Consider the following 11,039-nt stretch of genomic DNA (forward strand, 5'->3'; position numbering starts at 1 on the left):
ACACCACCTGGTAGTTGCTCGGCAAATGTTTCTATATACTCGCGATCTTGCAATGGATAACCTATGCCCAGAAAATCGAAGACTACTTCCAAAGACCCTTTCCAGAAGCGTGAACAAGCTAAATACGACCAGCCGATAGCCAGCCGGGAGCATCTGCTCGAACTGCTGAATTCGCAGAAGGTTCCGCTTCCGCAGGAACATATCGCCGATGCTTTGGGTTACCAGGATGAGACCAGGCTCGAAGCCCTGCGCCGTCGATTACAGGCGATGGTGCGCGACGGACAGTTGTTTCGCAATCGGCGCGGGGGTTACCTGAGTTTCGATCACATGGATCTCGAGAAAGGCTACGTTCAATCGCATGCCGATGGTTTTGGATTCGTAACCCCTGAATCGGGTGGCAGAGATATTTTTCTGCCGGCACGAGAAATGCGTACCCTCATGAACGGCGACAAGGTGGCCATTAAAATTACCAGTATAGATAAGCGGCGAGAGCGCGCCGAGGGAGCCTTGGTGTCGGTACTTGAGCGCGCACACGAGACACTGGTGGGTCGGTATTTCCGTGAGAGCGGGATCGAGTTCGTGATACCGGATGACAAGCGCCTGGTACAGGATGTGCTGCTTAATCGCGAAGTCGGTCACCATGCAAAACCCGGCGATATCGTGCTGGTTCGAATCACCGAATATCCGTCGCATCACAATCAGCCGATCGGCTTGATCGAGCACGTGCTGGGGCAGGAAAACGCTCCCGGCATGGAAGTCACGATCGCGGTCAATACGCACCATATCCCGCATCACTGGAACGACGCGGTCATGAAATCAATCCGAAATCTGAAGGACCAGGTAGCTGCAGTCGATAAGAAAAATCGACGCGATTTGCGACAGCTTGCTTTCGTTACAATCGATGGTGCCGACGCCCGCGATTTCGATGATGCTGTTTACTGTGAACCGCAGGCCAACGGATATCGGCTATATGTTGCAATCGCTGATGTTGCACATTACGTAAAAAGTGATTCCCCGCTCGATCTCGAGGCCCAAAACCGCGGCACATCCGTATATTTCCCGGGCGAAGTCATCCCGATGCTGCCCGAAGTTTTATCGAATGGGCTATGTTCATTGAATCCGAAAGTCGATCGCCTGTGCCTGGTTTGTAGCATGGATATCAATCCGCAGGGGACCATCAAGCAGTACGATTTTTTCGAAGCCGTGATTCATTCACAGGCACGCCTTGTCTATGACGACGTGGCAGCTGTTTTATTTGACGGTGAAAAGCCTCGTGGCAGAATGTCCGTCGAGGTAAGTAGTAATCTGGATAGGCTCAAACAGGTCTACCAGGCGTTGTCGAAAGCGCGTCGACGCCGCCATGCGATCGAATTTGAAACCCATGAAGTCATATTCAAATATGATCGTCAGCGTAAAATCGAGGCGATAGTGCCGTATCAAAGAAACCAGGCGCACCAGTTGATCGAGGAATGCATGATTGCGGCAAACATCTGTGCCGCAAGAATGCTAAAGAAGAACAAGCTACCAACCCTGTACCGTAATCATGAGGGCGTCAACGCCGACAAACTGCCTAATCTGCGGGAATTCCTGGCGAGCTTCGGTATCGCACTGGGTACCGAGAATCCAACCCCGGCTGACTATGCTCGGGTAGTCGAGCAGTCTCGCGAGCGCCCGGAGAGCGATATGATTCAGACCGTGATATTGCGTTCGATGTTGCAGGCGAATTATAGCCCTGATCCCAAAGTAGGTCATTTCGGCCTGGCACTGAAGGATTATGCCCATTTCACGTCGCCGATTCGGCGCTACCCGGACCTGCTGGTTCACCGTGGCATCAAGCACTGGATCGGCCGCCAAGCTGCTGCTGGCTTCGGTTACGATCTCGCGCAAATGACCGTGCTGGGAGAATCCTGTTCACGCTACGAGCGACGTGCTGATGATGCGACACGCGATGCGGAAGACTGGCTTAAATGTGAATTTCTACAAAAGCATATCGGCAAGCAATACAGCGGCATCGTAACCGGGGTTACCAACTTTGGACTGTTTGTGCAACTGGATGATTTATTGATTGATGGACTGGTACATGTGACTGCCCTCAAGCGGGATTACTACCAATTTGATCCGGCGTATCATCGGCTGGTCGGCGAATTGACCAGACGTAGCTACCAGCTCGGCGATCGGCTGGAGGTGGAGGTTGCCAGGGTAAACCTTGAGGATCGCAAAATTGATTTTGACCTGGTTGGAGTCGTCGACGAAAAACCACCGATCAATCCAAGGCGAAGAGGGAAAAAGCGCAAATCCAGGAAAAAAACAGGGACCCGAACCCGATCAAGATGAGCAGCAGCATGATATACGGCGTCCATGCGGTTTCGCGCCGTCTTCAACAGGCGCCAGAGCTCTGTATCGAGCTGATTCTTGCCGATATGCCTGGTCCCCGGTTGCAACGGCTAGTCGACCTGGCCCGCGCCGCGGAGGTTGAAGTGCACACCGAGAGCCGTGCAGCCCTGACGCGGCTGTGCGGTACCGAAAAGCATCAGGGTTGCCTGCTCAAAACACATGAATCGGCGTCGACGATGGATTTTAAAACATGCCTGCTCGGCGTACATCAAGGCACATTGTTACTGGTGCTGGACGGGATCCAGGACCCGCATAACCTCGGTGCCTGCCTGCGCACGGCAGATGCCTGTGGTGTAGATGCAGTCATTATCCCGCGTGACCGCGCGGTCAAGGTGAATGCGACCGTACGTAAGGTTGCGGCCGGCGGAGCCGAATCGGTACCAGTCATCGAAGTCACCAATATTGCGCGCAGCCTGAAAGACCTGAAGCAGGCCGGTGTATGGATATTTGGTACCACCGATATGGCCGAAGACAGTTTCTACGATCACGACTATGGTGGACCCGTGGCGCTGGTCATGGGAGCCGAAGGTACGGGTTTACGCCGATTGACCCGCGAATCCTGTGATCACCTGGTCAAGCTGCCAATGCTGGGCCAGGTTGAAAACCTGAACGTCTCGGTCGCGACCGGCGTTTGCCTGTACGAAATATTGCGTTCGCGAATGCGCCGGCCCACTATTGCTTAAGCCGGGGTGCTCGGGTACAATCCGCGCTCCTTGTTTCGGTGCCTGCAAAAGTGCCCGATCCAGGCTCCTTGCTCCACAGGCCTGATCCTGGGGGCATCATCCCATGAGGAGAACAAATGAGACATTATGAAATCGTGTTGCTGGTCCACCCTGACCAGAGTGAACAAGTGCCCGCGATGGTGGAACGCTATCGCAACATGATTGTCAATTCAGGCGGGTCCGTCCATCGCGAGGAGGATTGGGGTCGTCGCCAGCTCGAATTTCCCATCAAGAAAATTCACAAAGCGCATTACGTGCTGATGAATATCGAGTGCAGCAAAGAAATTCTGGATGAACTTGAATCGGCATTTCGCTTCAATGACGCGGTGCTAAGACACCTGACGCTCACCTGTAAGGCAGCCATCACCGAGAAATCGGCCATGATGATGGAGGTTGAACGTGAGGAATCCGCTAAATCCAGCGATCGCAGACCTGTCGCGTCCAGCGATGATGCCGAAAACAGCGTGGAAGAGGTTGTTGAAGCATTGGTTGATCCAGAGGTCGACGAATTGGTTCCGGAAGCCGACGTGGTCGCCGAGATTGAAGCTGGAGCAGACGTTGAAACCAGCCCTATTGAAGAAGAGGTGAATTAATCATGTCACGTTATTTTCGTCGTAAGCGCTTCTGCAAGTTCACCGCTGAAGGTACCGAGCAGATCGACTACAAGGATCTGGAAACACTCAAGGAGTACATTACCGAAACCGGAAAAATCGTACCCAGTCGGGTGACCGGTACCAAGGCAAAGTATCAACGTCAGTTGGCGACAGCAATCAAGCGTGCCAGGTTCCTTTCCCTGCTGCCTTATACAGATCAGCACAAGCTGAGATAAACCGGGTGGGTGTCACGATGTTGGCACTGGCAAGATTTACCCTCAAAGGACCCTACCAGGCAGCGGCGGTCGTTGGATTGCTGGCAGTGCTGGCGGTGTTCATTCCGCCGATGGCGCCAAATACGGTACTCGGGCTGGTGGCCGGATCCATGTGCATGCTGCTGTCCTGCACGCTGGTTGGGCTGGTGATATTAACCCAGGGATCAGTGTCCGGGCTCAAGGCAATCGGCGTATCAATCGTCGGAATTACCCTGGTTGCCTGGGTGTTGATCAGTGCCCCTGAACTGGGACTATGGACCGGGCTGGTGCAATGGTTACCGATTATCCTGTTGACGCAAACGCTGCGCAGCAGCAAGTCACTGGCGCTGACCATGCTGGTTGGGCTGGCTATCGGTGTGATAGGCGTTGGGGTGCAATACCTGGTCTGGAATAATCTGGAAGCCGTGATGGTTTCGCAGGCGATCCAGCGCACGGGACAGGTCGACCAGCTCGATGAAAAGCTGGTGGAACGAAATATCCAGCTGGTGCGATTGTTTGTGCTGGCGCTGGTAGCCATGGCTTACCTGGTCTTCATGCTGATCGTTTTGATCGCAAGATGGATGCAGGCAAGCCTTGCCGAATCGCGGGGTTTCAGCCAGGAATTCAGGGCGTTATCGCTGGGAAAACCCACTGCCTCAGGAGCGCTCCTGTTAATGGTGGTCAGTTTCTGGATCGATCAATCCTGGTTGATCAGCCTGGCGTTACTGGTTGTGGTTGGCTTTATGTTTCAGGGCATAGCGGTAGTGCATGCCAAGCTGGCGCCACGCAGGCAGGCGCGAATGCTACTGGTGCTATTTTACACGCTATTGCTGGTTTTCCCGCAGGTGGTGGCATTGACCGCCATTACCGGGGTGCTTGATAACTGGTTGGTTTTCAGAAAAAATGCTGTAAAACCAAGTGATGATAATGATTTGTGAGATGAGGTAATCTAATGGAAGTCATCCTTTTGGAAAATATTGAAAACCTGGGTTCGGTGGGAGACAAGGTCACCGTCAAAGCCGGGTTTGCCCGCAATTACCTGGTGCCACAGGCCAAGGCCAAGGTTGCCACTGCCGAAAATATGGCGGAGTTTGAAGCGCGCCGGGCGGAACTGGAAAAAGCGGCTGCCGAGGCCAGGGTAACAGCAGAAGCCCGCAGACAGGCGATCGAGTCACTGGGTGTAATCGAGGTAACCGCACGGGTGGGCTCGGAAGGCAAGTTGTTCGGTTCGATTGGAGTTGCCGATGTCTGTGAGGCGATCGCAACGCTTGGGGAAACCGTGGAAAAAAGCGAGATCCGCATGCCGGAAGGCGCTCTGCGCGTTACCGGCGAGCATATTGTTGATATTCATCTCTACACCGATATCGACACCCAGGTGACAATTAATATCATCGGCGAGGAATAAAAAACCGAAGATCGCAATAAATTTAAAAAGGCTGCTGCTTAAGTAGCCTTTTACTTTTGGGCGCCGACAAAAAGGTTTATCATTAGCGATCCATGTCGATCTTCCTTCACGCCAGATATGTCTGAAATCTCCTCCCGCGTAGCCGAGCTGAGCCAGCGTGTCGATGAACTCAAGGTTCCTCCGCATTCCATGGAAGCCGAACAGTCGGTCATCGGCGGCTTAATGCTGGACAACCGGTCCTGGGACGATATCGCGGATATTGTTAATGAGCAGGATTTCTACCGACACGATCACAGCCTGATACTCAGGGCGATCAATTCGCTGGCGCAAGAAGACAAGCCCTACGACGTGGTGACGGTTTCAGAATGGCTGGGTTCCCGGGGTGAACTCGAATCCATCGGCGGGCTTGCCTACCTGAGTATTCTCGCCAACGACACCCCGACCGCCGTTAACGTCAAGGCATACGCGAATATCGTGCGCGAGTACTCGATATTGCGCAGTCTGATCCAAGTTGGAAACGAAATTTCGGCCAGTGCCTATAACTCCGATGGTCGTCCCAGCAGGGAAATACTTGATGAAGCGGAGCGCAAGGTTTTCATGATTGCCGAGCAAAGTGCCGGAAATCGCGAGGGCTTTGAAGTAATCAACGATCTGCTGGGACGGGCCGTGCAACGCGTCGAGGAAATGTATCGCAACAAGGAGGCGATCACCGGGATCGCAACCGGGTTCAATCTCTTCGATGATAAAACCTCGGGCCTGCAGAACTCTGATCTGATCATCATCGCCGGGCGCCCGTCGATGGGTAAAACCAGCCTTGCGATGAATATTGCCGAAACTGCGGCTCTGAATGGTGAAAAGTCGGTAGCCGTGTTCAGCATGGAGATGCCAGGCGAACAGCTGGCGCTGCGCATGATGTCTTCATTAGGGCGTATCGACCAGCATAACCTGCGCACCGGCAAGCTCGATGATCATGACTGGCCGAGACTGATTTCATCGGTCAATATGCTTTCCAAGGCAAAATTGTTTATCGATGATACACCGGCGCTGACACCCACCGAGTTGCGTGCGCGTACCCGCCGCCTGAAACGAGAGCACGGGCTGGACCTGGTGGTTATCGATTACCTGCAGTTGATGCAGGTCTCCGGTTCTACCGAAAACAGGGCGACGGAAATTTCCGAGATTTCACGCTCCCTAAAGGCGCTTGCAAAGGAATTGAACGTGCCGGTAGTTGCACTTTCGCAATTGAATCGAAGTGTCGAGTCGAGGCCGGACAAACGGCCGGTCATGTCCGACTTGCGTGAATCCGGCAGTATTGAACAGGATGCCGACGTCATTTTGTTTATTTATCGTGACGAGGTGTATAACCCTGAAAGCGCCGACCAGGGTGTCGCCGAGTTGTTGATTCGCAAGCAACGCAATGGGCCGATAGGCATGGTTAAGCTGGCTTTTCTCGGGCAGTACACGCGTTTCGAAAATCTTGCGTTCGATCACTACGGAGGCGAGTTTGAATAGCCATGGGGCGAACCGGCATTCACGCGCAATCATCGACCTCGAAGCGTTACGACAAAATTACCGGTATTTAAAAGAGACGGCAGGCGGTAACCGGCTCATCGCCGTGATCAAGGCCGACGCCTATGGCCATGGCGCAGTCGAAGTTGCAACCGCACTTGCCGATGCCGATGCCGATGCGTTTGCAGTAGCCACAGTGGGCGAGGCGGTGGTGCTGCGACAGGCGGGGGTTACGCAGAAAATTATCATCATGAGCGGCTTTGTCCGCCTGGCGGAGTTGCAGTCCTGCATCGATTATTCCCTTGATCCGGTATTGCATCACCAGTTTCATCTCGATTGTTTACAAGCAGTACCCGATCTCAGCGATCTCGAAGTCTGGTTGAAAATTGATACCGGCATGGGCAGGCTTGGATTCTCACGGGAACGAGGGCGCGAAATCGTTGATTTCCTGGCCGGCCTGAATACGCTGGGGGGCATTCGCATGATGACTCACCTCGCTCATGCCGACGCCGTTGACAGTGGCTTCACCGAATTACAAATGGGCCAGGTCAAGTCTCTCGGTCTCGACGACTACGAGTGGGGTATTGCTAATTCGGCAGGGATACTCGGTTGGCCCGACACCCACCGTATATGGGTGCGCGCAGGAATAGCACTCTACGGCGCCGATCCGATGTCTGATCGTAAGCAGATGCAACGCGAACTGCGGCCTGCCATGGTCATGAAATCACTGGTGCTTGCGGTCAATGCGCATCAAAAGGGGGACATGATCGGTTATGGCAATACCTACACCTGTCCCGTTGATATGACGATTGCAGTAGTCGCGGCCGGTTACGCGGATGGCTATCCTCGACACAAGGTTGATAGCGCGCAAATTGAGATACAGGGCAAGTTATGTGATGTCGTCGGGAGGGTATCGATGGATATGATCACGGCTGATGTCAGTCATCTGGAGGATGTCCGGATTGACGACGAGGTGACACTGTTTGGAGCGAATCCGGACGTCAATGACCTCGCCGATTGCTCGCAAACCATCGCCTACGAAATCCTGTGCAACGTCGGTGCCCACGTAAAACGGGAATATATCGGTTAATTATTAAGACCGTGATCCCGCAAATCGAGAACCATCGTCGCCCAACTAAAAATTTGTCATCCCGCGCCCGAAATACGTCATCCCGCGGCTTGACCGCGGGATCCAGAAAGACCCGACCCATTCAAACGATCCTGGATCCCGCCGGTCCGACGCCTCGGGTCAAGCCGCGGTATGACAGACAGCTCAATTTACACTGGCAAATCAGCCTAAATATCCGTAGAATCGCGCCTTCAATTTCTGCGCCTGTAGCTCAGCTGGATAGAGTACTCGGCTACGAACCGAGCGGTCGGGAGTTCGAATCTCTCCAGGCGCGCCATCTTTAAACCCTTTTAGGTCAGTGACTTATGAGGGTTTTTTTAATGTTATTCATAAGATTGGTTTTCTCCTAAGCACATAACGCCTCGCATCAGCGGCAGACAAAGCGCGTAGCGGATTGGCTGTCCGGCTGCATGCGCTTGTTAGGCAATTTCCTCTACTCCCACACATTAGCATTCTCTTCGAAATCGGAACGTATTGGACCAATAACACAAAATCGATGCTTACTTGGTGCTTCCATAACTACCCATTTCTCCATCCTTTCTACTATCTCGGCACCTAGGGACAGCAATCTATTCACTTCGGCCTCGATGTCATCTGTTTCGATATCAAAATGGACCCGGTTTGGGTGATCGACCTTCTGTAAAATTACTTGCGCCTCGCTAGGCGTCCCGTTGAGCCGCACGTATCGTTGGTTTATTTGCCCTTCTTGAGACTCTGGTTCGGCTCCTAGAGCCGCTCCCCAGAATTCAGCATGTTCAAATAAATCTTCAGATTGGCAATCCACTACCAATGCACCTAAGCGACTTTTATGCATATTAAATTCTCCAAGATTTGGCTCAGTTGCCTAACAGCTGAATTATGAGGTAATTGACTCGATAACTCATTATCGTTTCATTGTTGAGTGTCCGTTCATGGCCGTTTCGAGAAGCCCAGCTAGTTCATCTGAGGGTCCGCTTACGAGAAAGCTGCCGCTCAAACTGGATCAATCAGCGGCGATCTACGACCCTGAGCGGAAATTCACAAGGCAAGGTGGAAAATATAAAATGCCAACAAAACGCATCGAATTGGTTGGAGAACAATAATGAATAAGGTTGAGGAGTTTGGTCCACTTGACCCATCAAGTGGTGTAAGCCCTGAGGATTACAGGAAAGCGGTTGTCTTTGAGCTTAGCTCACCTTTAGGGGGTAATTGGAAGACTGAAATTGTCGAAGTATGCGGTCAAGTTTTTGTGCGCGCGTTTCCTCCATTGCATCGCGGCCCAGTATCAGCAAACTACTCAGATCATGGAGGAAAGTATTCATTAAGTGGATATACCGGAGAAATTGAGGAGCCTACGGAGGGAGTTAAATACTTATTAGATTTCATCTCCATGGCCTTAACTCGCAACGATCCAGACAATCTAGCAAGTGATCGCGACTCAAAAGAAGGCTTTCCTCCCGCAAGGCTACCGAAAATACCTTTGAAATGGTTTTACAAACCTAGAATGTTGGCCAAACCTCCCAAGTTTTCAAAGATGAAACTGGGTGATGTTATCGACTGGCAACAACGTTTCTTTGATACCCAGAAACTGCCCGGTGGTGGTTATCACTCTGGTTTAGTTTCAACCGGTCTAGGCAAGTATCAGTTCGATAGGTTCCATCTTCCAGAACTTGCACAAACCTCTGGCACCTCAATGAAAGCGATATTTGATGAGCAGCTGCAGGATTATTTTGCGCTTAGGCTTCTAGCTGGTGCTGATCTCTACGATTATTTGAACGACCAGTTAGAAGCCCAGGTCTTTGCCTATAGATTGGCATTACATTGGCCGGGTCTACCATTGGTCTCTGAGGGGCATACGGACGGTTGGGGTAGCAAATATGAACCTGGATATAGTTCTGTCTCTGGTAGTGTACCGATGGTGGGTTGGAAGACATTCTTACTTGCTGTCCAGAATGTAAAAGTGCGATAGTTGTGTACCAATCAAAGGGGTCAGTGTCGATTGATTACGGTTAGACACGAATGTCTGTTCCTGGCCGGAGATTGCCCCCTACCAGTACTCGACGAGCGTCAGCTTTGGGGAAATAGTTAGTATCAGCGCGAGTGGTTTGTCCGACTGCATGCGTTTGTTAGGCGCGTAGCAATCTTTTCTAAGCATCGTCTGTCGGCTCATTATTATTTGCACAGTGCCCGATTGCGATCTTCACTAAGTTCTGTACAAATTGAAAAAAACGATAATTCATAGTGTCAGCTAACGTAATAGATCTATCGGTGAATTCACAGTTTTGCCTCAGACCAGATATGCCAGAGTAATCTGACGTCATGAATTCATTAAACTCATCAAAGTATCTATTTGCTCTGCCACCAGGAGCATGCGCACCAGTGTGCCTCACGTGCTTCCAAGCCTTTAGCTCTAGTCGGTCTCTAGGTCTTATCCAGTGATTGTGTTCGTTAAAATCCTGTTCGTCGAGTAGAGCCCATATATAGGCCAAGGCTATTAAGTTACTAGCATGATTCAGTTGGCCTTGAATTTTCTTTGTTGCTTCGGGATTGTTGCTATATCTAACAGCATTTCGATGAACCGTACACAACCAGCCAATCATGTCAGACTCGTCCATCAGTCTTTTCTGTAACGCCAGTAATTTGTCAGTTTCGTCCTGATTGTGCATGTAAATTCCCTGCTTGTAGGTCGATTACTAGGTAGCGCCTAACAGCATGATTAAAAGGTCATTGACCTGAGAATATACTATCTGTTGTCAGGCGTCTGCTCTTGGCCGAAGATTGCCTCCTAGCCCAGCTAATTGAGCGTCTCCTTTGAAGAAAGCTGACCCTCAAACTAGATCGATCAGCGGCGACAAGCGACTGTGATTTCAATTGATCACGCGCGTAGCGGGCATTGGGTTCGACTTGTTATGCATTGGTAGGCACTCTGCAGAAATTTCTGGCATCACCCAAAGCTAAGAGACAGAAGATTGTGATTTACCTCATCAGGCCTCTCGACCAATATTATTAGGTATACTGTCCCCAGATTCCAGATTCCATTTCTCCTTGATCAAA

At 51.6% G+C, this 11,039-nt stretch carries 11 protein-coding genes and 1 tRNA gene; 10 read left to right on the forward strand and 2 right to left on the reverse strand.

Annotation, left to right across the window (positions count from 1 at the left end):
- The first annotated feature begins 63 nt into the window (after window positions 1–63).
- The 9 genes from rnr to OES20_07335 all read left to right on the forward strand — a co-directional run bounded on the left by rnr (window position 64) and on the right by OES20_07335 (window position 8,283).
- Window positions 64–2,334, forward strand: coding sequence for a ribonuclease R (gene rnr, locus OES20_07295; GenBank protein MDH3634495.1), 2,271 nt, complete (start codon window positions 64–66; stop codon window positions 2,332–2,334).
- Window positions 2,331–3,077 carry a 23S rRNA (guanosine(2251)-2'-O)-methyltransferase RlmB gene (gene rlmB, locus OES20_07300; protein MDH3634496.1) on the forward strand — a complete coding sequence of 249 codons (747 nt, stop codon included), beginning with the start codon at window positions 2,331–2,333 and terminating at the stop codon, window positions 3,075–3,077. Before rnr ends, rlmB begins: the two co-directional genes overlap by 4 nt.
- A gap of 116 nt (window positions 3,078–3,193) precedes the next feature.
- Window positions 3,194–3,709: a 30S ribosomal protein S6 gene (rpsF, locus tag OES20_07305; GenBank protein ID MDH3634497.1), complete on the forward strand. Its 516-nt coding sequence runs from the start codon at window positions 3,194–3,196 to the stop codon at window positions 3,707–3,709.
- Between the two features lie 2 nt (window positions 3,710–3,711).
- A complete protein-coding gene (rpsR, locus tag OES20_07310; protein ID MDH3634498.1) occupies window positions 3,712–3,945 on the forward strand; it encodes a 30S ribosomal protein S18 in 234 nt (77 codons plus the stop codon).
- A gap of 17 nt (window positions 3,946–3,962) precedes the next feature.
- On the forward strand, window positions 3,963–4,901 hold the full coding sequence (locus OES20_07315) for a hypothetical protein (protein ID MDH3634499.1): 939 nt from the start codon (window positions 3,963–3,965) through the stop codon (window positions 4,899–4,901).
- Between the two features lie 14 nt (window positions 4,902–4,915).
- Window positions 4,916–5,368, forward strand: coding sequence for a 50S ribosomal protein L9 (rplI, locus tag OES20_07320; protein ID MDH3634500.1), 453 nt, complete (start codon window positions 4,916–4,918; stop codon window positions 5,366–5,368).
- A gap of 117 nt (window positions 5,369–5,485) precedes the next feature.
- Window positions 5,486–6,880 (forward strand): replicative DNA helicase, encoded by a 1,395-nt coding sequence (gene dnaB / locus OES20_07325; protein ID MDH3634501.1) that lies wholly within the window; start codon window positions 5,486–5,488, stop codon window positions 6,878–6,880.
- Window positions 6,873–7,967, forward strand: a complete 1,095-nt coding sequence (alr, locus tag OES20_07330) for an alanine racemase (protein ID MDH3634502.1) — start codon at window positions 6,873–6,875, stop codon at window positions 7,965–7,967. Before dnaB ends, alr begins: the two co-directional genes overlap by 8 nt.
- A 239-nt stretch (window positions 7,968–8,206) precedes the next feature.
- Window positions 8,207–8,283, forward strand: a tRNA-Arg gene (locus OES20_07335).
- Window positions 8,284–8,439: 156 nt separating this feature from the next.
- Here OES20_07335 and OES20_07340 read toward each other — a convergent pair.
- On the reverse strand, window positions 8,440–8,820 hold the full coding sequence (locus OES20_07340; protein ID MDH3634503.1) for a VOC family protein: 381 nt from the start codon (window positions 8,818–8,820) through the stop codon (window positions 8,440–8,442).
- A 267-nt stretch (window positions 8,821–9,087) separates the two neighbouring features.
- Between OES20_07340 and OES20_07345 the strand changes: the two genes are divergently transcribed.
- Window positions 9,088–9,954 (forward strand): hypothetical protein, encoded by an 867-nt coding sequence (locus OES20_07345; protein ID MDH3634504.1) that lies wholly within the window; start codon window positions 9,088–9,090, stop codon window positions 9,952–9,954.
- A gap of 178 nt (window positions 9,955–10,132) precedes the next feature.
- On the opposite strand, the gene OES20_07350 is transcribed toward OES20_07345, so the two are convergent.
- Window positions 10,133–10,651 (reverse strand): hypothetical protein, encoded by a 519-nt coding sequence (locus tag OES20_07350; GenBank protein ID MDH3634505.1) that lies wholly within the window; start codon window positions 10,649–10,651, stop codon window positions 10,133–10,135.
- Between the last annotated feature and the right edge of the window lie 388 nt (window positions 10,652–11,039).

It is taken from the genome of Gammaproteobacteria bacterium (genome assembly GCA_029862005.1).
Classification (GTDB): domain Bacteria; phylum Pseudomonadota; class Gammaproteobacteria.

What these genes read in the sequence shown, in the direction of transcription:
- rnr (MDH3634495.1), top strand. Translation starts at nt 64, where the DNA reads ATGCCCAGAAAATCGAAGACTACTTCCAAAGACCCTTTCCAGAAGCGT.
- rlmB (MDH3634496.1), top strand. Translation starts at nt 2,331, where the DNA reads ATGAGCAGCAGCATGATATACGGCGTCCATGCGGTTTCGCGCCGTCTT.
- rpsF (MDH3634497.1), top strand. Translation starts at nt 3,194, where the DNA reads ATGAGACATTATGAAATCGTGTTGCTGGTCCACCCTGACCAGAGTGAA.
- rpsR (MDH3634498.1), top strand. Translation starts at nt 3,712, where the DNA reads ATGTCACGTTATTTTCGTCGTAAGCGCTTCTGCAAGTTCACCGCTGAA.
- OES20_07315 (MDH3634499.1), top strand. Translation starts at nt 3,963, where the DNA reads ATGTTGGCACTGGCAAGATTTACCCTCAAAGGACCCTACCAGGCAGCG.
- rplI (MDH3634500.1), top strand. Translation starts at nt 4,916, where the DNA reads ATGGAAGTCATCCTTTTGGAAAATATTGAAAACCTGGGTTCGGTGGGA.
- dnaB (MDH3634501.1), top strand. Translation starts at nt 5,486, where the DNA reads ATGTCTGAAATCTCCTCCCGCGTAGCCGAGCTGAGCCAGCGTGTCGAT.
- OES20_07340 (MDH3634503.1), bottom strand. Translation starts at nt 8,820, where the DNA reads ATGCATAAAAGTCGCTTAGGTGCATTGGTAGTGGATTGCCAATCTGAA.
- OES20_07345 (MDH3634504.1), top strand. Translation starts at nt 9,088, where the DNA reads ATGAATAAGGTTGAGGAGTTTGGTCCACTTGACCCATCAAGTGGTGTA.
- OES20_07350 (MDH3634505.1), bottom strand. Translation starts at nt 10,651, where the DNA reads ATGCACAATCAGGACGAAACTGACAAATTACTGGCGTTACAGAAAAGA.